We start from the raw sequence: 22,067 nt of genomic DNA, 5'->3' as shown, positions 1-22,067 counted from the left end.
TCGCTCGGAGGTGAGATTGACGTGGATCTTTCGCTGCAGACCCGTGAGGTCGACAGCCGCACGATCGTCGCCGTCGGCGGTGAGATCGACGTCTACACCGCGCCCAAGCTGCGCGACAAGATCACCGAGCTCGTCGGCGAGGGGCACCACGACCTCGTCATCGACATGGAGGGCGTCGACTTCCTCGACTCCACCGGCCTCGGCGTCCTGGTGGGCGGCCTGAAGAAGGTGCGCGCCCACGACGGGTCCATGGAGCTGATCTGCTCCCAGGACCGGCTGCTCAAGATCTTCCGGATCACCGGGCTGGCCAAGGTCTTCACGATCCACGACACCGAGGCCGACGCGCTCGCGCGCTGACCCTGCCTCGGGGCTCCTCCCGCCGGTCGTCCACGACGCCCGGCGGTCCGGCGTACCCACGACACGCGACGCTGTGACGCACGTCACGCCCACTGTGACGCAGCACACGTAGAGTCCGGCATGGCCGTACCCCGAACCACCGAGGAGAGACATGACCGGGTCCCACCCCGCTGTCGTGCAGCTCGACGGCGGCAACCTCGTGCTGGTCATCATCGTCCTCCTGATCGCGCTCGGCGCGCTCGGGATGGCCGTGATGTTCCGCAAGGAGGTCCTGGCTGCCGCTGAGGGCACCGACAACATGAAGAACATCGCTCACGCGGTCCAGGAGGGCGCCAACGCCTACCTGACGCGGCAGTTCCGCACGCTCGGCATCTTCGCCGCGGTCGCCTTCGTGGCGCTCCTGGCGCTGCCTGCCGACACCCTGGGGGTCCGCGTCGGACGCTCGTTCTTCTTCCTGGTCGGCGCCGGGTTCTCGGCGGCGATCGGCTACCTCGGCATGTCGCTGGCGGTGCAGGCCAACCTGCGCGTGGCCGCCGCGGCCAACACCGTGGGCCGCGACCCGGCGATGAAGATCGGGTTCCGCACCGGCGCCTTCGTCGGCATGGCGACCGTGGGCCTCGGCCTGCTCGGCGCCAGCGTCGTGGTCATCGCGTTCCGCGACGAGGCCCCGGCCGTGCTCGAGGGCTTCGGCTTCGGCGCCGCCCTGCTCGCCATGTTCATGCGGGTCGGCGGCGGCATCTTCACCAAGGCCGCCGACGTCGGCGCGGACCTGGTGGGCAAGGTCGAGAACAACATCCCCGAGGACGACCCCCGCAACGCCGCCACCATCGCCGACAACGTGGGCGACAACGTCGGCGACTGCGCGGGCATGGCGGCCGACCTCTTCGAGTCGTACGCCGTGACGCTGGTCGCCGCGCTGATCCTGGGCTCCCAGGCCTTCGGCGACGACGGCCTGGTCTTCCCGCTGCTCATCCCCGCGATCGGTGCGCTCACCGCGGTCCTGGGCATCTACATCACCAAGCCGCGACCGGGCGAGAACGGCCTGACCACGATCAACCGGGCCTTCTACATCTCCGCGGCCGTCGGCGCGGTCGCCTCGGTGGTGGCCTCCTACGTCTACCTCCCCGGCAGCTTCGCGGAGTTCGACAACGTGATGGGCACCGACATGTCGGGCGTCTCCGGCGACCCGCGCCTGATCGCCTCGTCGGCGGTCGTCATCGGCATCGTGATGGCGGCCGGCATCCTGGCGCTGACCGGCTACTTCACCGGCACCGAGCACAAGCCGGTCAAGGATGTCGCCGAGAGCTCGCTGACCGGTGCGGCGACCGTCATCCTCAGCGGCCTCTCGGTCGGCTTCGAGTCGGCGGTCTACACGACGCTCGTCATCGGCGCTGCCGTCTTCGGGGCCTACCTGATCGGTGGCGCCACCCTGACGGTGTCGCTGTTCGCGGTGGCGCTGGCCGGGTGCGGCCTGCTCACCACGGTCGGCGTGATCGTGGCCATGGACACCTTCGGCCCGGTCTCCGACAACGCCCAGGGCATTGCCGAGATGTCGGGCGACGTCAGCGAGGAGGGGGCGCAGATCCTCACCGAGCTCGACGCGGTCGGCAACACCACCAAGGCCATCACCAAGGGCATCGCGATCGCGACGGCGGTGCTGGCGGCGACGGCCCTGTTCGGGTCCTACTCGACCTCGGTCTTCGAGGCGCTCAACGAGGCCAACCCGGCCATCGACGAGTTCAACCTGGCCGACTTCTTCGTCTTCAACCCGGGCGTGCTGGTCGGCGTCCTGCTGGGTGCGGCGGTCGTGTTCATGTTCTCCGGCCTGGCCATCAACGCGGTGGCCCGCGCGGCCGGCGCGGTGGTCTACGAGGTGCGTCGCCAGTTCCGCGACATCCCCGGGATCATGGAGGGCACCGGCCGTCCGGAGTACGGCAAGGTCGTCGACATCGTCACCCGCGACTCGCTGCGCGAGCTCGTCACGCCCGGTCTGCTCGCGGTGCTGGCGCCGATCGCGGTCGGCTTCGGCCTCGGCGTCACGGCCCTGGCGGGCTTCCTCGCCGGCGCCATCGGCACCGGCACCCTGATGGCGGTCTTCCTGGCCAACGCGGGCGGGGCCTGGGACAACGCCAAGAAGCTCGTCGAGGACGGCCACCACGGCGGCAAGGGCTCCGACGCCCACGCGGCCACCGTCATCGGCGACACCGTCGGCGACCCCTTCAAGGACACCGCCGGCCCGGCGATCAACCCGCTCATCAAGGTGATGAACCTGGTCTCGCTGCTCATCGCCAGCGCGATCGTGTCGTTGAGCGTGGGCGAGGACCAGAACGACGTTGTGCGGATCTTGATCGCCCTGGTCGCCGCGGCGATCATCGTGGTCGCCGTGGTCGTCTCCAAGCGGCGCGGCAACGTCATGAACGACGACGTCCCCGCCGCCAGCACCACCCGCTCCTGACCCGAGCGGGTCCCCGCACCACCGACCGCACCACCGACCGCACCTCCGACCGGGCAGTCCCGCAGGCACCCGCCTGCGAGGCTGCCCGGTCGGCGTACGCCGGCGTGCCGGAAGTGCCCGGTCGGCGTGCGCGGGCGTGCCGGAAGTGCCCGGTCGGCGTTCGCGGGCGTGCGGGAAGTGCCCGCTCGGGGTGCCTGGGCGTGCGGGGATCGCCCGGTCGGCGGGGGGTGGGGGCGGGGTGGATAGCGTGCGCGGATGGACACGACGGGCTGGACGGGTCGGCTGCGCGAGGCGCTGACGACGGCGGGGTTCACCTACGACCGGGTCGCCGCGGCGCTGGGGCCGGTGGCCCACGCCGCGCTGTCGCGCAACGAGACGATGCCGGGGCTGCGCGCCACGACCGGGGGCAGCCCCGTCGAGACGCTGACCCGGCTGTGGCTGCTGCAGGCCACGCTGCCGGTCGACGAGGTCGGGGCGGCGCTGCCCGGGCTGGTCGACCCGCTGTGCAACGCCGGGCTGCTCGAGCGGTCGGTGAGCGAGGTGCGGGCGCGGGTCGACGTGCGCCCCTACGCCACCGAGGACCGCGACCTGTGGGTGGCCAGCGACCTCACGCCCGGGCTCGACGGCCGGGCCTCGCACGTCAGCGCCGACCACGTGCTCGGCATCTCCTCGGCCGCGACCTCGCTGGCCCAGCTCACCTCGCGCCGACCGGTCGGCCGCGCGCTCGACCTCGGCACCGGCTGCGGCGTCCAGGCGCTCCACCTCGCCGGCCACGCCCGCCACACGGTCGCCACCGACGTCAACACCCGCGCGCTGTGGCTGACGCGGGTCAACGCCGAGCTGAACGGCGTCGCGACCGGCCCGACCGGCCCGACCGGCCCGACCGGCCCGACCGGCCCGGGCAGCGCGGGCTGGATCGAGACCCGGGAGGGCTCCTTCTTCGAGCCGGTCGCGGGGGAGCGGTTCGACCTGGTGGCGACCAACCCGCCGTTCGTCATCTCCCCGGCCACGGGGGAGCGGCTGGTCTACCGCGACTCCGGCCTGCCGGGCGACCAGGTCGTCGAGCACATCGTGCGCGGCCTCCCGGGCGTGCTCGCCGAGGGCGGCACCGGCCAGGTGCTGGCCAACTGGATGATCCGCCGCGACCAGCCCTGGGACGAGCGGCTCGCCTCGTGGCTGCCCGTGACCGGGTCCGAGGACGCCTGCGACGCGTGGGTGCTGCAGCGCGAGGTGGTCGACCTGCCGACGTACGTCGAGCTCTGGCTCAAGGACGCCGGCCTGCACCCGGCGACGGGGCGGATCGAGCCGGCGGCGTACCTCGAGCGCTACGACACCTGGCTGTCGTGGTTCGAGGAGCAGGGCGCCGAGGGGGTGGGGTTCGGCTGGATCAACCTGCGGCGCACCGATGCCACGCCGACGCTGCGCCTCGAGGAGTGGCCCTATGACGTGGAGCAGCCGATCGGCCCCGAGGTCGACGGCCTCCTCGACCGGGTCGCCGGCCTGCGCGGGCTGGACGACGACGCGCTGCTGGCGACGCGGCCGGTGGCGCGCGTCGACCTGCGCCAGGAGACGTACGGCGGACCGGGGGCCGAGGACCCCGAGGAGATCGTGGTGCGCCAGCAGCGGCTGCTGCGCCGGGCCCGGCAGGTCGACACCGTCGAGGCGGCCCTGGTCGGCGCCTGCGACGGCGACCTCACCGTCGGCCAGGTGCTCGGCGCGCTGGCCCAGCTGCTCGAGCGCGACGAGGCCGAGCTGCGGGCGGCGTACGCCCCGGTGGTGCGCGAGCTGGTGACCGAGGGGTTCCTCACGCTCTAGCCGGGCGAAAACGGTTCGCACCGGACGCCCCTGGGTCCGTAGCGTGGGGCTGGTGCGCCACCTCCCCCTCACCCACCCCGGCACCGCGCAGACGCGCTCGCCGGGAGCCTTCCTGTGGTGGCTGGCGCGCGGGCAGCGCCTCACGCTGGTCGGCGGGATGCTGTTCGGGATCGTGTGGATGGGCACCCAGGCCGTGATGCCGGCGGTGATCGGTCGCGCCATCGACCGCGGGGTCGCCGAGCGCGACCTGCGGGCCCTGTGGCAGTACGGCGCCCTCATGCTCGCGATCGGCCTGCTCCAGGCCGGCAGCGGGATCATGCGCCACCGGTTCGCGGTGACCAACTGGCTGACCGCGGCCTACCGCACGGTCCAGCTGGTCGCGCGGCAGACGACACGGCTCGGCGGCTCGCTGGCGCGCCAGACCTCCACCGGCGAGGTGGTCGCGATCGGCACCACCGACCTGAGCCACCTGGGCCACCTGATGGACGTGATGGCCCGCTTCGCCGGCGCGGTCGTGTCCTTCGTGCTGGTCGCGGTGATCCTGCTGCAGACCTCGGTCACCCTGGGCCTGGTCGTCCTGGTCGGGGTGCCGCTGCTGATGCTGCTGGTCGGCCCGCTGCTCTCGCCGCTGCAGCGCCGCAGCGAGGAGCAGCGCGAGCTGATGAGCGGGCTGTCCAACACCGCCAGCGACATCGTCGCGGGCCTGCGGGTGCTGCGCGGGATCGGCGGCGAGGACGTGTTCTGGCGCCGCTACCGGCGCGAGTCGCAGCAGGCGCGGGTGGCCGGCGTGGCGGTGGCGCGCCTGCAGTCGGTGCTCGACGCGCTCCAGGTGTTCCTGCCCGGCGTCTTCGTCGTCGTGGTGGTCTGGCTCGGCGCGAGGTACGCCGTGGCCGGCGAGATCAGCGCCGGGGAGCTGGTCGCCTTCTACGGCTACTCCGCCTTCCTCATGATCCCGCTGCGCACCGCCACCGAGTTCGCCAACCGGCTGATCCGGGCCCGGGTCTCGGCGCAGCGGGTGACCGGCTTCCTGGGCCTGCAGCCCGACCACGTCGACGCCGCCGAGGTGGCCCCCTCGCCGCCGGTCGGGTCCGACCTGCGCGACTCGCTCAGCGGGCTGCACGTGCGCGCCGGGTCGCTGCTCGCGCTGGTCAGCGAGCGGCCCGACGAGACGGCCGGGCTCGCCGACCGCCTCGGCCTGGCCACCCCGCTGGTCGACGGCGCCCCCGACGAGACGGTGACCCTGGGCGGCGTGCCGCTGACGCGCCTGCCGCTGGAGGAGGTGCGCCGCCGCGTCGTCGTCTCCGACACCGGGTCGTCGCTGTTCTCCGGCCGGCTGCGCGAGGTCGTCGACGTGCACGGCGACGGCGACGTCGACGCGGCCGTGGCGACCGCGGCGGCCGACGACGTCGTGACGAGCCTGCCCGAGGGCCTGGACTCGGTCGTCGCCGAGCGCGGCCGGACCTTCTCCGGCGGCCAGCGCCAGCGGCTGGTGCTGGCGCGGGCCCTGGCCCTCGACCCCGAGGTGCTGGTGCTGGTCGAGCCGACCTCGGCCGTCGACGCCCACACCGAGGCGTTCGTGGCCGCGCGGCTGCGCTCCCACCGCCGGGGCCGGACCACGGTGGTCGTGACCACCAGCCCGCTGCTGCTCGACGCGGTCGACGAGGTGGCGCTGGTGCGCGACGGCCGGGTGGTCGCCAGCGGCCGGCACCGGGAGCTGCTCGAGGGCGACGCGGCGTACCGCCTGACGGTGACCCGCGAGCAGGAGCAGACCGAGGAGGTGACCCGGTGACCGCGCTGCCCGTCGCCGACGGCCACGGCGTGCGCCGCTACGCCGCCGACCTCGCCCGCCGCCACCCCCGGATGCTGGGCGGGGCGCTGCTCCTGCACGGCCTCGCCGCGCTCGCCGGCCTGGCCGCACCGCGGCTGCTCGGCGACCTGGTCCAGGCGGTCGAGACCGGCACCACGGTCGCGGCCGTCGACCGGATCGTGCTGCTGCTGGCGGGGTTCCTCGTGCTGCAGACGGTGCTGACCCGGTTCGCGCGCTACCTGAGCCAGGTCTTCGGCGAGCGGGTGCTGGCCGAGCTGCGCGAGGACTTCGTGGGCCACGTGCTGCGGCTGCCGCTCGGCACCGTCGAGTCGGCGGGCTCCGGCGACCTGCTCACCCGGACCGGACGCGACACCGACCAGCTGGCGTGGTCGGTGCGCTGGGCGCTGCCCGAGTGGACGATCGCGCTCATCACCGCCGTGGTCACCTTCGTGGCCGCGCTGAGCGTCGGCTGGTGGGTGCTGCTCCCGTGCCTGCTCGGCATGCCGCCGCTGGTGGCGGGCCTGCGGTGGTACCTCGCCCGGGCCAAGGACGGCTACCTGGCCGAGAGCGCGTCGTACTCCCGGATCAACGCGACCCTGACCGAGACCGTCGAGGGGGCCCGCACCGTCGAGTCGCTGGGCCTGGGCCGCGCGCGGGTGGAGGCGACCGACGACGACATCGCGGCGTCGTACCGGGCCGAGCGCTACACGCTGCACCTGCGCACCGTCTTCTTCCCGAGCATGGAGCTGTCCTACCTCGTCCCCACGGTCGGGACGCTGCTGCTGGGCGGCTACCTCTACACCCAGGGCCAGGTCTCGCTCGGCGACGTCACGACCGCGACGCTCTACGTCCAGATGCTCATCGACCCGGTCGACCGGATCGTGTCGATCCTCGACGAGCTCCAGCTCGGCGCGGCGGCGCTCGCCCGGCTGCTCGGGGTGGCGCAGGTGCCCGACGACCGCACCGCGACCGGCGTCGCCGCCCGCGGCGAGGACCTCGCCGCCGACGGCGTCCGCTTCTCCTACGTCGAGGGCCGCGAGGTGCTGCACGGCGTCGACCTGCACGTGGCCCCCGGCGAGCGGGTCGCGATGGTCGGCCCCTCGGGCGCAGGCAAGTCGACGCTGGGCCGGCTGCTCGCGGGCATCCACCCGCCCGGCGCGGGCAGCGTGCGCGTGGGCGGGGCGCCGCTCGTCGAGCTGCCGCTGGAGGAGCTGCGCGGCCACGTCGCACTGGTCACCCAGGAGCACCACGTCTTCGTCGGCACGCTCCGGGAGAACCTCGCCCTGGCCGTCGCGGGCCAGGGGGAGGCCGACGCCACCGACGAGCAGGTGCGGCGCGCGCTCGGGGCCGTCGACGCCCTCGACTGGGTCGACCTGCTGCCCGCGGGCCTCGACACCGTGGTGGGCTCGGGCGGCCTGGCCCTGACCGCGCCCCAGGCGCAGCAGGTCGCGCTGGCCCGGCTGGTGCTGGCCGACCCCCACACGCTGGTGCTCGACGAGGCCACCTCGCTCATCGACCCCCGTGCGGCGCGCCACCTCGAGCGCTCGCTGGCGGCGGTGCTGGAGGGCCGCACGGTGATCGCGATCGCGCACCGGCTGTTCTCCGCGCACGACGCCGACCGGGTCGCGGTGGTCGAGGACGGGCGGATCTCCGAGCTCGGCCCGCACGACGAGCTGGTGGCCGCCGGCGGGTCGTACGCCGCCCTGTGGGCGAGCTGGAACGGCCTCGAGCCCGACCCGCCGGCCGGTCGGCCGCGGGACCCGGGAGTGGACCAGCACTAGACACCGAGTTTGCTCCTGCGTTGTCACCAGGCGTTACGGTGACGCCGCACCCGGTAACGGCCGGGGCCGCACCCATGCACAGCAGTCGACAGGGACGAGTAAGCAACAAGTGGCACACAAGCTCGTGATCGTGGAGTCGCCGGCCAAGGCCCGCACCATCGAGGGCTACCTCGGCCGGGGCTACGTCGTGGAGTCCTCCATCGGGCACATCCGCGACCTCCCGCAGAGCGCCGCGGACATCCCGGCCAAGCTCAAGGGCGAGCCCTGGGCCCGTCTCGGCGTCGACGTCGACCACGACTTCGAGCCCGTCTACGTCGTCTCCCGCGACAAGAAGTCGCACATGACCAAGCTCAAGGGCCTGCTCAAGGACGCCGACGAGCTCTACCTCGCCACCGACGAGGACCGCGAGGGCGAGGCCATCGCGTGGCACCTGCTCGACGAGCTGAAGCCCAAGAACATCCCCGTCCACCGGATGGTCTTCCACGAGATCACCCCGGCCGCGATCAACGCCGCGGTGGCCAACCCCCGCGAGATCGACATGGACCTCGTCGAGGCCCAGGAGGCGCGGCGGATCCTCGACCGGCTCTACGGCTACGAGGTCTCGCCCGTGCTGTGGCGCAAGGTGATGTCGGGGCTGTCGGCCGGCCGCGTGCAGTCCGTGGCGACCCGCCTCGTGGTCGACCGGGAGCGCGAGCGCATCAGGTTCCGCGTCGCGTCGTACTGGGACCTCGAGGGCACCTTCGACGCCGGCTCCCGTCACGAGCAGCGGATGTTCCCCGCCCGGCTGCACTCCGTCGACGACGTCCGGGTGGCGCGCGGCTCCGACTTCGGGCCCGACGGCGAGCTCAAGGCGGGCGCCGCCTCCGGCAGCAAGGCCGTGGTCCACCTGACCAAGACCCGCGCCGAGGCGCTGGTCGAGGGCCTGCACGACACCGAGTTCTCGATCCGCTCGCGGGAGTCGCGGCCCTACACCCGCAAGCCCTACGCGCCGTTCCGCACCACGACCCTGCAGCAGGAGGCCAGCCGCAAGCTCGGCTTCAGCGCCTCCTCGACCATGTCGGTCGCGCAGCGGCTCTACGAGAACGGCTTCATCACCTACATGCGCACCGACTCCACGACGCTGTCGGAGACGGCGATCACGGCGGCGCGCAACCAGGCCCGCGACCTGTACGGCGCGGAGTACCTCCCCGACAGCCCGCGGGTCTACACCTCCAAGGTCAAGAACGCCCAGGAGGCGCACGAGGCCGTCCGCCCCGCCGGCGACTCCTTCCGCACCCCCGCCCAGACCGGCCTGACCGGCGACCAGTTCCGGCTCTACGAGCTGATCTGGATGCGCACCATCGCCAGCCAGATGCGCGACGCCCAGGGCCAGTCGGTGACGATCCGCCTCGGCGGCGCCGCCAGCACCGGCGAGGACGTGGTGTTCTCCGCGAGCGGCCGCGTCATCACCTTCCACGGCTTCCTCAAGGCCTACGTCGAGGGCAACGACGACGGCGGCACCTCCGACGACCAGGAGACCCGCCTGCCCAACGTCGGCGAGGGCGACTCGGTCAGCGCCGCGACCCTCACGGCCGAGGGCCACTCGACCAAGCCCCCGGCGCGCTACACCGAGGCGACCCTGATCAAGGAGCTCGAGGAGCGCGAGATCGGCCGCCCCTCGACGTACGCCTCGATCATCGGGACGATCCTCAACCGCGGCTACGTCTACAAGAAGGGCACCGCGCTGGTCCCGGCGTGGCTGGCGTTCTCGGTGGTGCGGCTGCTCGAGGAGCACTTCGCGCGGCTGGTGAGCTACGAGTTCACCGCCGAGATGGAGGACGTGCTCGACGACGTCGCCGGCGGTCGCCGCGACCGCAACACCGAGCTGGCGGCCTTCTACTTCGGCAACGACCAGGTCGAGGGCCTGCAGAAGCTGGTCAACGAGCTCGGCGACATCGACGCCAAGGAGCTGGCCACCTTCCCGATCGGCGGCCCCGACAGCGGCGTGCACCTGCGGGTCGGCAAGTACGGCCCCTACCTCGAGGGGCCCGACGACGAGGGCAACGCCTTCGCCACCAAGGCCAACGTGCCCGACGACCTGCCGCCCGACGAGCTCACCCTCGACCGGGCGCAGGAGCTGCTGGCCACCCCGGCCGGCGAGGAGCAGGTGCTCGGCGAGCACCCGGAGACCGGCCTGACGGTGGTGGCCAAGAACGGCCGCTACGGCCCGTTCGTCACCGAGCTGCTGCCCGAGGACGCCCCCAAGAAGGCCAAGCCGCGCACCGGTTCGCTGTTCAAGGACATGTCCCTGGAGACGCTGACCCTCGACCAGGCGGTCCAGCTGCTCTCGCTGCCGCGCGTGGTCGGCGTCGACGACGACGGCGAGACCATCACCGCGCAGAACGGCCGCTACGGCCCCTACCTCAAGCGCGGCACCGACTCGCGCTCGCTGGCCAGCGAGCAGCAGCTGTTCGACATCACGCTGACCGAGGCGCTCGAGATCTACGCCCAGCCCAAGCAGCGGGGTCGCGCCGCGGCCGCCCCGCCGCTCAAGGAGCTCGGCAACGACCCCGTCTCGGGCCAGCCGATGGTCGTCAAGGCGGGCCGCTTCGGCGAGTACGTCACCGACGGCGAGTACAACGCCACCCTTCGCAAGGACGACTCGGTCGAGCAGCTGACCCCCGAGCGGGCGGCCGAGCTGCTGGCCGAGCGCCGCGAGAAGGGCCCGGCCAAGAAGGCGGCCAAGAAGGGCGCCCGCAAGGCCCCGGCGAAGAAGACCGCCACCAAGAAGACGGCGGCCAAGAAGACGGCCGCGAAGAAGACGACCGCCAAGAAGACGGCGGCCAAGAAGGCCTAGGGGCGGGGTCGGTCGCGGGCCCTGCCACCCCCCGGATCGGGTAGTCCGCGACGTTCGGCACCCGATCCGGCCCGAAACGGGTGCCGAACGTCTCGGACTACCGATCATCCGGGGCCCGTCACCCCAGCACTCCCCACCCCACCCCACCGACCACACCCGCACGCCGTCGGTGTCCCCGCCTAGGGTGGGCGCGTGCAGGACTTCCCCGGGACGTACGCCGACCGCGGCCTCTTCGTGTGCTTCGAGGGCGGCGACGGGGCCGGCAAGTCGACCCAGTCGGGGCTGCTGCGCGAGCGTCTCGAGGCGGCCGGTCGCACGGTGCTGCTGACCCGCGAGCCGGGTGGCACGCCCGCGGGGGCGGAGGTGCGGCGGATCGTGCTCGACCCGGCGACGGGAGCGCTCGACGACCGCACCGAGGCCCTGCTGTACGCCGCCGACAAGGCCGAGCACGTCGCGGCCGTCGTGCGGCCCGCCCTCGACCGGGGCGAGGTCGTGGTGACCGACCGCTACGTCGACTCGACGCTGGCCTACCAGGGCGCCGGCCGCTCGCTCGACCCCGCGGAGCTGGAGCAGGTGGCCCGGTGGGCGACCGCCGACCTGCGGCCCCACCTGACGGTGCTGCTCGACCTCGAGCCGAGCCGGGGGATGGGCCGCTTCACCGCCCGCGACCGGATCGAGGGCGAGTCGCTGGAGTTCCACGAGCGGGTGCGCGCGGCGTTCCTGGTCCTGGCCGAGGCGGACCCCGCGCACTACCTGGTGCTCGACGCCCGCACGCCGCAGGACGAGCTGGCCGACCAGGTGTGGGCCCGCGTCGAGGGGCTGCTGCCGTGACGGTCGCGCCGAGCGGCACGGTCTGGGACGGCCTGGTCGGGCAGCGCGCCGTGGTCGAGACGCTGCGCCGCGCGGTGGGCGGCGACATGACCCACGCCTGGCTGTTCACCGGCCCGCCGGGGTCGGGCCGCTCCAACGCCGCCCTGGCGTTCGCGGCCGCGCTGCAGTGCGAGCGCGGCGGCTGCGGGCAGTGCCACTCCTGCCACGAGGTCACCGTCGGCTCCCACCCCGACGTGCGCCTGACCCGCACCGAGAAGCTGTCCATCGGCGTCGACGAGGTCCGCGAGCTGGTCCGCACCTCGGCGCTGGCCCCGGTCGGGCGGCGCTGGCAGGTGATGGTCGTCGAGGACGCCGACCGGCTCACCGACCAGGCCGCCAACGCGCTGCTCAAGGCCATCGAGGAGCCGACCGAGCGCACCGTGTGGCTGCTGTGCGCGCCCACCGTCGAGGACGTGCTGCCGACGATCCGCTCGCGCACCCGGTTGGTGGTGCTCGCGACGCCGTCGACCGACGACGTGACCGACTTCCTGGTCCGCACCGACGGCCTGCCGGTCGAGACCGCGTCGTACGCCGCCCGCGCCTCGCAGGGCCACATCGGCCGTGCCCGGGCGCTGGCCCGCGACGAGGACACCCGCCGCCGACGGCGCGAGGTCGTCGCGATCCCGGGTCGGCTGCGCTCGCTGGGCGCCTGCATGGCGGCCGCCGCCGACCTGCACGACCTGGCCAAGGAGGAGGCCGAGTCGCTGACCAGCGTCAGCGACCAGCGCGAGAAGACCGAGCTCGACCGCTCCTACGGCGTGGTCGAGCGCGGCCGTCGGCCCCGCGAGTACGCCCCCGCCCTGCGCGACCTGGAGAAGGGCCAGAAGACGCGCGGCAAGCGCCGCGTCCTCGACGTCGTCGACCGGGGCCTGATGGACCTGGTCTCGGTCTACCGCGACGTCCTCGTGCTGCAGCTGCAGACCGGCACCGAGCTGGTCAACGAGGAGCTGCGCGGCGAGGTGGTCGGCCTGGCCCGGCTGGGCACCGCGGAGCAGACCCTGGCGCGGATCACGGCGGTGTTCGAGGCACGCGAGCAGATGCTGGAGTTCAACGTGCCGCCGCTGCTCGCGCTCGAGTCGATGATGGTCGCGCTCCAGGTCGCCCCGCACGCCTAGGAGCCGCCCCTAGGGTGGGCGCATGTCCTACCCGGCCGGCCCCCCGGCTCCGCCCAGCCCGCCCCGCGCCGGACGCAGCACCCGTGCGATCGCGCTGACCGTCGTGCTGGCGCTGGTGGCGGGCTTCGCCCTGGTGGCGGTGGCCGGGCTCGTCACCTACCGGCTGGCCGGTGGGGGCGACGAGGGCGACACCTCGGCCAGCCCGCCGGTGCCCGTCTCCCCGTCCCCGAGCGAGACCGGTCCCTCGCCGTCGGTGCCCTCGGGCCTGGAGCGGTTCTACGACCAGCAGCTCGACTGGACCGACTGCGGCAGCAACCAGTGCACGACGATGACCGTGCCCCTCGACTACGCCGCTCCGTCGGGCCGGACGATCCAGATCTCGGTGCTGCGCTCGCCCGCCACCGACCAGGACCGCCGCGTCGGCCAGCTCGTGGTCAACCCGGGCGGGCCCGGCGGCTCCGGCGTGGAGTACGCCGCCTCCGGCGACCTCACCTGGGGCCGCACCCTGACCCGCTACTTCGACATCGTCGGGTTCGACCCCCGTGGTGTCGGCCGCAGCACCCCGCTGGAGTGCTCGACCACGGCCCAGACCGACGAGTTCCTCGCCGCCGACCCGAGCCCCGACGACGCCGCCGAGGTGCGCCGGCTCGACCAGCTGACCAGGGCCTTCGGCGAGGGGTGCCTGCAGCGCAGCGGCGACCTGGCCCGCCACGTGTCGACCATCGAGGTCGCCAAGGACATGGACGTGCTGCGGGCCGCGCTGGGGGAGCGCAAGCTCGACTACTTCGGGGCGTCCTACGGCACCACGATCGGCGCGACGTACGCCGAGCTGTTCCCCGACCGGCTGCGCCGCATGGTGCTCGACGGCGCCGTCGACCCCGGCATCTCCGACGCCCAGGCCGGACTCGACCAGGCGGGCGGGTTCCAGACCGCCCTGTCGGCGTACCTCCAGGACTGCGTGGACCGCGGCGACTGCCCCCTGGGCGACAGCGTCGACGAGGGCAACCGCAACGTCCGTGCCTTCCTGGACCGCGTCGACGCCGACCCGCTGCCCACCGGCACCGACCGCCCGCTGACCGAGGGGCTGGCGGTCTACGGGCTGTTCCTGCCGCTCTACGTCAAGGACTACTGGCCGCTGCTGACCGACGCCCTGCGCCAGGCCATCGACGGCGGCGACGGCTCCGGGCTGCTGCGGCTGAGCGACGAGTACGTCCAGCGCCGCAACGGCGCCTACGAGGGCAACCAGACCGAGGCGCTATACGCCGTCAACTGCCTCGACGCGACCGACTCCACCCCGGCCAGCGAGGTGCCGGGCCAGGTCGGGGCCTTCGAGAAGGTCGCGCCGGCCTTCGCCCGCGTCTTCGCCTGGGGGCTGACGACCTGTGGGTCGTGGCCCATCGAGGCGACGGAGAAGCCGCTGACCATCGACGGGGCCGGCGCCCCGCCGATCGTGGTGGTCGGCACCACCCGCGACCCGGCGACGCCGTACAAGTGGGCCCAGGGGCTGGCGGAGGAGCTGCGGTCGGGCGTCCTGGTCAGCCGGGACGGCGACGGCCACACCGGCTTCCGCCAGGGCAACGAGTGCGTCGACACCGCGATCGAGTCCTACCTCGTGGCCGGCACCGTGCCGCGCGACGGCCTCTCCTGCTGAGCTCGGACCCGAGTTGGTCCTCGTGCCCCGACCGCCGCTATGCTCTTGCGGCGTGCCCGGCTGACCGGCCGGGCACTGCGCCGCCTTAGCTCAGTCGGTAGAGCGTCTCACTCGTAATGAGAAGGTCGTCGGTTCGATTCCGACAGGCGGCTCCAGGAGGAGGGGCCTCCCACCTGCGACGTCGCACTCCAGGGGCCTGGGGCCTGAGCCAGCGGGCCGTCGTGGACTGAGAATCGTCGGTGGACTCGACGTCGTCCGGGGAGGTCATGTGTTCTCAGCTGCCTGGCCTGGTCCTGGTCCGGGTCGAGAGTGTCGCCGCGGCGGCGCACAGCAGTGCCACCAGGCCCCCGACCGTCTCGACGACCGCCAGGCTCAGGTGGTCGTGGGGCGCGAGGACACCGTTCAGGGTGAGCCCGAGCCCGCTGAGGCCGCCCAGCGCTGCGGCGATGCGGTGGGGGCCTGGGGTGAGGGCCTGGCGCAGGCCGACGAGGGCGAGCACGGTCGCGACGGCGGTGTCGAGGTAGCTGTTGCTCCGCCCGGTTGCGGAGTGCGCGACCAGCTCCCACTGGGAGACCAGGAGCACCGCGGCCACGAGCAGCAGGGTCCAGCCGGCTGGCTTCGTCCAGTCGGAGGCAGACGTGTGGCGCGCCTGGTCGAGGACCTGCTGGGTGACCCGGGTCTGCCGTGCCGCTTCCGCACGGGCTGCGGGGCTGCCGGTCTGGGCGCCCGCCCTGACCCCGGGATGGGTGGTGCCGTCCCGGACGGCCCGGAGCTCGTCGCGCAGGTCCAGGCCGGTCGTGGCGTCGTGCATGGCGCCACCCGCCCAGCTGAGGCATGCGCCGATGACCAGGACGAGTACTGCGCCGCCGACCAGGAGCCAGGCCGAGGACATCAGGCCGACGCCTGCCACCACGACTCCCAGGAGCGCCAGGGCCAGGCCGCTCCAGACGAGGCGCGGTCTCACCAGCGTGTGGCGCCGGGTGCTCGAGGTCGATCCGGTGCCGTGGGCAGGGCTGCTGCCGGCCCCTTCCTCGGGGGAGGCCGACGAGGCTGGCGTGGCGTCTGGTCCATGGCGCGGCGGGACGGTCACGACCGGACCTCCGCCCTGGACGGCGCTCGTTGGTCGCTGAGGTCGGCGGCGGCGAACACGAGCGCCGCGGCCAGGCTGGTGAGGGCGAGTCGGCGGTGCCGGGGCGCCAGGGCCGCAACACCGGCCATGGACACGGCGTGGACGACGTCGACGCCGGCGTCGACGGCGGTCACCCAGGGGCGGCGGGCGAGCGTGCCACCGGCCGCTTGAACGACGTAACGGGCGCCGAGGATGCGGACGACGCGGCGTGTGCCATCGCTGTCGTCACCCGGGCTCGACATCAGCAGCGTCTGCGGCCGCGTCAGTGCGACGGCGCCCACGGCGAAGCGGGCGAGGTCAACCGCTCGTGGCGGCGTCATGCTGCCCGCCGGGCGGCAACTGCGGCGGCTGCGGCAAGGCCGGCGCCGAGGCCGAGGGCACGCCGGTGCTGGGAGGCCCACTGCTGGGGTGAGTGGGCCAGGGCGCGGTCGTCGAACGGGCCGTGAGCGCCGTAGTCGTGCCCGTCGGGGCCGTCGGCGGGTTCCCACAGGTTCGTCGGGTGCTCGGCGGGCCGCCTCTGGTCGGTCTGCTGGGAGCCGATGCCGGTCTTCGCGAGGTAGCGGTCCAGGAGGCCGCCGGCGACGCGGTTGGCGAGGATGGTTCCGGCGGTGGCGGCGCCGACCCAGTAGGCGCGTCGTTCGGGGTGGTCGGCAGCGTGGAGGACTCCGCGGGCGGCGACCTCGGGCTGGTAGAACGGCGGTACCGGTTGGGCCTTCATCGGGAGCTTGGACAGCACCCAGGTGAACTGGGGGGTGTTGACCCCGGGCATGGCGACCGAGGTCACCTGGACGTGGGTGCGGTCGTGGCGCAGCTCCGTCAGCAGCGACTCGTGGAACCCCCACATGGCGTGCTTGGCGCCGCAGTACGCCGACTGCAGCGGGATGCCGCGGTGCGCCAGGGCGGAGCCGACCTGGACGATGATGCCGCGGTCGCGGGGCAGCATCCGCGTCAACGCGGTGCGGGTGCCGTTGACGAAGCCCAGGTAGGTGACCTGGGTGACGCGGTCGAACTCCTCGGGGGTGATGTCGACGAAGCGGGCGAAGACCGAGGTGAACGCGTCGTTGACCCACACGTCGATGGGTCCCAGCTCGGCCTCGACCTGGTCGGCGGCCGCCTCGAGGGCCCCGTGGTCGGCCGTGTCGACGCTGATGAGCAGGGCGGTGCCGCCGCCGGCGCGGATCTCGGCGGCGGCGGCCTCGAGGCCGGTGGTGCCGCGGGCGAGGAGGGCGACGCGGTCGCCGCGGGCGGCGAACATGCGGGCGCTGGCGCGGCCGATGCCTCCGGATGCTCCGGTGATGACGACGACGCGTGAACGGTGGGGGTGGGGGTCTGACATGGGGTGCTCCTGGTGGGTTGCGATGGTCGGGGTGCTGGCCTGGGTGCGGGTCAGCGCCGGCGGGCGGTGAAGCCTTGGCTGCCGAGGCCGGCCTCGCCGAGGCGTTGGGCGGTCTCGATGAGCAGGGCGTGGACGAAGGCTTGGGGCACGTTGCCGCGGAGCTGGCGCTGGACGACGTCGTACTCCTCGGTGAACAGCCCGGGTGGGCCGAGCGAGCCGCGGTTGCGCTCGAACCACCGCGTGGCGCCCAGGACGTCGCCACGTCCCAGGCTGGCCAGGGCGAGGTGGAAGCCGGACAGGACGAACGCGCCCTCGGCGTCGTGCATCGCGGTGTCGTCGTGCTGACGGAACCGGTAGACGTAGCCGTCGTCGGTGAGGTCTGTGATGACGGCGTCGATGGTGGCCAGGTTGCGCGGGTCCTGGGCGGAGACGGCGCCGCGGATCCCGGGCAGGAGGAGGGCGGCGTCGACGCCCGGGTCGTGGGGTGAGCGTTGCCAGCGACCGGTCGGGTGAAGGCAGTCGGCGTCGACGGAGGCTACGAGCCGGTCCGCCCGCTGCTCCCACTCGACACCGACGCGGCCGCCGCGTCGGTCGGCTGCTGCGCGGAGGCCCGCGGCGCACATGAGGCGGGAGTGGGCCCAGTGGCGGTCCTCGAGCTCCCAGATGCCGGCGTCCGGGTCGTGGCGTCGTTTCTCGACCGCATCGACCAGCACCTCGATGGCTCTCTGACCTGCTGCGTCGAGCCGGCCACCCTGGTCGGCGGTGGCGAGGAGGAGCAGCGACTCCCCGAGCGAGTCGAGCTGGAACTGGGTGTTGGCGTGGTTCCCGACCCGGACGGGTGCGCCCGGGTAGCCGGGAAGGGCCACGGAGCGTTCGTCGGGGACCGGGTCACCGGTCACGGTGTAGGCGGGCCTCAGCATGGCGCCGTCGTCGAGGACCCGTTCGGACACGAACCGGACGGCGGCGTCGAGGAGGTCGTGGCTGCCGATGGCGGCGGCGGCTTGGCCGGCGTAGCACTGGTCGCGGATCCAGGCGTAGCGGTAGTCGTAGTTGCGGCCCTTGTCGGCTCGTTCGGACAGGGCCGTCGTCGCGGCGGCGACCATCGCGCCGGTCGAGCCGGTGAGACCGCGCAGGACGGCGTGGGAGTGGCGGGAGTCCCCGGGGGCGGCGGAGGCCGACACGTCGGGTCGGGCAGCGGCCCAGGCACGCTCGGTGCGTTCCCACGCCCGGCCCGCGTCGGGAAGCGGCCCGGTCGGCCGTTGGCGGCTGATCTCGAGGACGAGGTCGTGGTGGCCGCCGGCGGGGACGTCGATGGTGACCCGCAGGGTGTCGTTGTCGAGGTGTGCCCAGGTGGGCGCACCGGACCACCGGAAGTGCAGGTCGCCGGTGTGGCCGGACCAGGTGCCGTCGGTGCTGCGGCTGACGATCATGGCGCGTGCTCCGAACTCGGCACGGCAGTCGAGCTCGACCTCGACGTGGGCATCGCCGTGGGTGGCCTCGATGCGACGGAGGAGGACGAGCGTGTCGGGGTCGCCGGGGAACGCGAGTGTCTCGCGGCACTCGATGATGGCGCCCGTCGCGACCCAGCGGCTGCGCCAGATCAGGGTGTCGGCCTCGTAGTGGCCGCCCCAGACGTAGCGGGGGTCCTGTGGGCTCACGACGTAGCGCCCCGACCCGCCGAGCAGGGAGGAGAAGATGGCGTCGTCGTGCCAGCGAGGAGCGCACAGGAACGCGATGTTCCCGTGGGGCCCGATGAGCGCGCCGCGCTCGCCGTCGGCGAGCAGGGCGTACTGACGCAGCGGGACCGGGAGGTGGGTGGGGCGGTTCACGGCGCGACGATCAGGGCTTGGGGGGCGGCGGCCTTCATCCGGGTGTTCAACCAGGACAGCTGCCGGGTGGTCTGCGCGGAGGAGGAGGTGGCGACGTCGAGGAGGTCGTGGTCGCGCAGGCCCTGGGCGCCTTGGGCGATGACCGTCCACGTCGTCTGGACCAGCGTGGCCAGGACGTGGAGGTCCTGGAGGTCGCGCAGCAACCCGATCGGACCGCTCCTGACCTCGACCAACCCGGACGCGTGAAGTCGTTCGGGCTCGTCGAGGTCGTCCTCGCCGTACCGCTCGACGGCCTCGGCCAAGGCGTCGCGATGGTGGTCGCTCATCTGGGCCAGGAGGTGGCAGGTGTGGAACACGTCTGCCTCGGCGGCGTGGCCCTCAGCGACGGCACGGAAGGAGTCGGCCAAGGTCTGCTCGCTGTGGTCGGCCAGGCCGACGTAGGTGGACAGGTGTGGCATCAGGACCTCCCTTGGGTCGGGTCGAGCGGGTAGGTGGGGGTGGTCTCGAGCACGTAGGACGTGGTGGCGGGGCCCGGCGGCGGCGAAGGCACCCCTCCGGTGCCACCTGGTCCCCGGTCCGAGCTGAGGCTGGGGCGGGGGGCCGAGGCCGTGGTCGTCGGAGCCGGAGCAGGACCGTCACCGTCACGAACCTTCGTAACCCTGCAGGCCGCCGTCTTGAAGTACGGCTGCTTGGACACCGGGTCCCACACCGTCATCGTCAGCTCGTTCGCCAACCGGTGGTCGCGGTCGGCCGGCTCAGCGGCGGTCAGTTCGTCGGGGTCCCAGTGGCCGTAGTGGAACGGTGCGAACACCGCACCTTCCATGACCTGGCCGATGCGGGCACGGACCTCGATGGACCCGCGGGGTGACTCCACCCGCACCCAGTCGCCCTCCGCGATGCCCAGCGGCTCCGCGTCGGCGGGGTTGAGCTCGACCCACGCGTCGGGTGCGGCTCGGTGCAGAGCCGTGGAGCGGCCGGTCTTGGTGCGGGTGTGGAACTGGTAGGCGGTGCGCCCGGTGGTGTAGCGCAGCGGGTAGTCCACCGACGGCTCCTCGTGCGCCGGGGTCCAGTCGGCTCCCTTGAGGAACGCCCGCCCAGCGGGGTTCATCGCCCGGTGCTCGGTCTCGGTGACGGTGCCGCCGGTGAGCAGGTCGTGGCCGTAGGTCTCGCACGTGTCGGTGTCGGTCGGGAAGACGCCGTCGGCGTACAGCCGGTCGGTGCCGTCGGGGTGCTCGTCGTTGACCGGCCACGGGATGCCGGTGGGGCCGCGAAGCTTGTCGTAGGACAGCCCGGTGTAGTCGACGGGCCGGCCGCGGGTGGCCCCCCTCCAGGCGTCGAACGCCTCCTCGGAGGTACGCCAGGTGATCAGCGGGTCGCCGTCCTTGTCGGTGAACCCCATGGCGTTGGCGTAGGCCAAGAAGATGTCGAGGTCGCTGCGGGCCTCCCCGGGAGGTTCGACGGCTTGCTCGGAGAGGTGGACGGTGCGGTTGACGTTGGTGAAGCACCCGGTCTTCTCACCCCAACCGGCCGCGGGCAGGACCACGTCAGCGAGCTCGGCGGTCTCGGTGAGGAACAGGTCCTGGACCACGGTGAAGCACTGGTCGCCGGTGAGGATCTTGCGGATGCGAGCCGACTCCGGCATGGACACCGCCGGGTTGGTCGCGGAGATCCACAAGAAGCCGATGGAGCCGGTCTCGGCGTAGCGCATGATCTGCATCGCGTGGGTCGGCGGCGCCCAGTGCGGGACCGTCATCACGTCGACGTTCCACAGGTCGGCGAGCTGCTGGACGTGGGCGGGGTTGTCCCAGTTGCGGAATCCGGGCAGGTCGCCGTCGGCGCCGCACTCGCGGTTGTTCTGCGCGGTGGGCTGGCCGTTCATCTGCAGCACCCCGCTGCCGGGCCGCCCGATCTGGCCACGTAGCAGGTGCAGGTTGTGCACCGCCACGGACGCGGCGGTGGCCCGGTGGGACTGGTAGAACCCCTGCAGGACGGTCGACAGCACGGCCTGCGACTCACCGAAGATGCGGGCCGCGCGGCGTACGTCCTCGGACTCGACACCGCAGATCTCGGCGACCCGGGTCGGCGTGTACGGCGCGACGGTGGCCCGCAGCTCCTCCACGCCCATCGTGTGCCCGGCGACCCAGGCCTCGTCGACCCAGTCGTGGGCGAAGAGCTCGCGGGTCAGGCCGTTCATCAGCGCCAGGTTCGTGCCCACCCGGGGGGCGAGGTGGACGCCGCCGGTGCGCTCGGCCTCCATCGCCACCATGGTCCGCCGGGGGTCGACGCAGACGATGCGGGGCGGGTCATCGCCGCGGGTGCGGTCCAGGATTCGTGCCCAGAGCACGGTCTGGGTCTCGGGCATGTTGTGCCCGAACAGGAAGATCGCGTCGCACGCCTCGATGTCGGTGTAGGAGCCGGGCTGTCCGTCGGCGCCGAAGGACTCCTTGAACGCCGCCGCACTCGTGGCGGTGCACAGCCGGGTGTTGCCGTCCATGTGGGGGGTGCCGAGACCGGCCTTCCCGATGACCGCCAGCGTGTAGTACTCCTCCAGGAACAGCTGGCCGCTGGTGTAGAACCCGTGCGAGAGCGGCCCCTTCTCGGCCAGCAACTTCTTGGAGACCTCGACGACGCGACCCATCGCGGTCTCCCAGTCGGTCTCGACCAGCCGCCCGCCTTCACGGACCAACGGACGGGTGAGCCGGTCGGGCGACGACGCCCACGGGGTGCTGCCGTACAGACCCTTGGGACCCAGGCGGCCGTGGTTGACGGTGTCGCCGGCACGGCCCCGGATGCCGACCATGCGTCCGTCCTTGACCGCGATGTCGGCCCCGCAGCCGTTGCTGCACAACAGGCACGCCGACTGCACCCACTTCTCCACATCGGCCTCCGTGACGCCCTCGTCGAGGTACTGGTCGACCCGCGCCGGCCAGGTGGTCCCCCGTGCGTGGGGCGTGCGCTCTACCCAGATGTCGTTGATGCGGTCGGCCATGACATGTCCTCGTCGTCGTACGGGTGGTGGAAGGGTTGCACTACTTGCTTACACGCAACTATGCTGATGCGCAAGTAAATGTTGACGAGATCCGACG

15 protein-coding genes and 1 tRNA gene are annotated in these 22,067 nt (G+C 73.0%); 10 read left to right on the top strand and 6 right to left on the bottom strand.

Features of this window, described 5'->3' with window-relative positions; all coding sequences use genetic code 11:
- The first annotated feature begins 21 nt into the window (after positions 1–21).
- The 10 genes from BLU55_RS12315 to BLU55_RS12270 all read left to right on the top strand — a co-directional run bounded on the left by BLU55_RS12315 (position 22) and on the right by BLU55_RS12270 (position 14,842).
- Complete coding sequence (locus BLU55_RS12315) at positions 22–357, top strand: STAS domain-containing protein (protein WP_091730116.1); 336 nt, start codon at positions 22–24, stop codon at positions 355–357.
- 151 nt (positions 358–508) lie between these two features.
- On the top strand, positions 509–2,812 hold the full coding sequence (locus BLU55_RS12310; protein WP_091730113.1) for a sodium-translocating pyrophosphatase: 2,304 nt from the start codon (positions 509–511) through the stop codon (positions 2,810–2,812).
- A gap of 255 nt (positions 2,813–3,067) precedes the next feature.
- Entirely contained in the window at positions 3,068–4,627 is a 1,560-nt protein-coding gene (locus BLU55_RS12305; protein WP_091730110.1) for a DUF7059 domain-containing protein, read from the top strand.
- Positions 4,628–4,679: 52 nt separating this feature from the next.
- Positions 4,680–6,416 (top strand): ABC transporter ATP-binding protein, encoded by a 1,737-nt coding sequence (locus BLU55_RS12300; RefSeq protein ID WP_091733844.1) that lies wholly within the window; start codon positions 4,680–4,682, stop codon positions 6,414–6,416.
- Positions 6,413–8,215 (top strand): ABC transporter ATP-binding protein, encoded by a 1,803-nt coding sequence (locus tag BLU55_RS12295; RefSeq protein ID WP_231916853.1) that lies wholly within the window; start codon positions 6,413–6,415, stop codon positions 8,213–8,215. The genes BLU55_RS12300 and BLU55_RS12295 overlap by 4 nt, the downstream gene beginning before the upstream one ends.
- Positions 8,216–8,324: 109 nt before the next feature.
- On the top strand, positions 8,325–11,051 hold the full coding sequence (topA, locus tag BLU55_RS12290) for a type I DNA topoisomerase (RefSeq protein WP_091730106.1): 2,727 nt from the start codon (positions 8,325–8,327) through the stop codon (positions 11,049–11,051).
- 192 nt (positions 11,052–11,243) lie between these two features.
- Entirely contained in the window at positions 11,244–11,882 is a 639-nt protein-coding gene (tmk, locus tag BLU55_RS12285) for a dTMP kinase (RefSeq protein ID WP_091730104.1), read from the top strand.
- A complete protein-coding gene (locus BLU55_RS12280; protein WP_091730101.1) occupies positions 11,879–13,036 on the top strand; it encodes a DNA polymerase III subunit delta' in 1,158 nt (385 codons plus the stop codon). The genes tmk and BLU55_RS12280 overlap by 4 nt, the downstream gene beginning before the upstream one ends.
- Before the next feature lie 22 nt (positions 13,037–13,058).
- Positions 13,059–14,687, top strand: coding sequence for an alpha/beta hydrolase (locus BLU55_RS12275; RefSeq protein ID WP_091730099.1), 1,629 nt, complete (start codon positions 13,059–13,061; stop codon positions 14,685–14,687).
- A 79-nt stretch (positions 14,688–14,766) separates the two neighbouring features.
- A tRNA-Thr gene (locus tag BLU55_RS12270) sits at positions 14,767–14,842 on the top strand.
- 119 nt (positions 14,843–14,961) lie between these two features.
- Here the strand turns inward: BLU55_RS12270 and BLU55_RS12265 are convergent.
- From BLU55_RS12265 to BLU55_RS12240, 6 genes are all read right to left on the bottom strand, one after another.
- Entirely contained in the window at positions 14,962–15,651 is a 690-nt protein-coding gene (locus tag BLU55_RS12265; RefSeq protein ID WP_091730096.1) for a hypothetical protein, read from the bottom strand.
- 122 nt (positions 15,652–15,773) lie between these two features.
- Entirely contained in the window at positions 15,774–16,136 is a 363-nt protein-coding gene (locus BLU55_RS12260) for a hypothetical protein (RefSeq protein WP_157682842.1), read from the bottom strand.
- Positions 16,133–17,152 (bottom strand): SDR family oxidoreductase, encoded by a 1,020-nt coding sequence (locus tag BLU55_RS12255; protein ID WP_091730089.1) that lies wholly within the window; start codon positions 17,150–17,152, stop codon positions 16,133–16,135. The genes BLU55_RS12260 and BLU55_RS12255 overlap by 4 nt, the downstream gene beginning before the upstream one ends.
- 50 nt (positions 17,153–17,202) lie before the next feature.
- Positions 17,203–18,981: a glycoside hydrolase family 15 protein gene (locus BLU55_RS12250; protein ID WP_091730087.1), complete on the bottom strand. Its 1,779-nt coding sequence runs from the start codon at positions 18,979–18,981 to the stop codon at positions 17,203–17,205.
- Complete coding sequence (locus tag BLU55_RS12245) at positions 18,978–19,439, bottom strand: hypothetical protein (protein WP_091730084.1); 462 nt, start codon at positions 19,437–19,439, stop codon at positions 18,978–18,980. The genes BLU55_RS12250 and BLU55_RS12245 overlap by 4 nt, the downstream gene beginning before the upstream one ends.
- Complete coding sequence (locus tag BLU55_RS12240; RefSeq protein ID WP_091730081.1) at positions 19,439–21,970, bottom strand: molybdopterin oxidoreductase family protein; 2,532 nt, start codon at positions 21,968–21,970, stop codon at positions 19,439–19,441. The genes BLU55_RS12245 and BLU55_RS12240 overlap by 1 nt, the downstream gene beginning before the upstream one ends.
- Between the last annotated feature and the right edge of the window lie 97 nt (positions 21,971–22,067).

Origin of the sequence: Nocardioides scoriae (assembly GCF_900104965.1) — a bacterium.
Taxonomy (GTDB): domain Bacteria; phylum Actinomycetota; class Actinomycetes; order Propionibacteriales; family Nocardioidaceae; genus Marmoricola; species Marmoricola scoriae.
The sequence above is the reverse complement of the archived record's forward strand: the minus strand, read 5'-3'. Positions and strand labels throughout refer to the sequence as shown.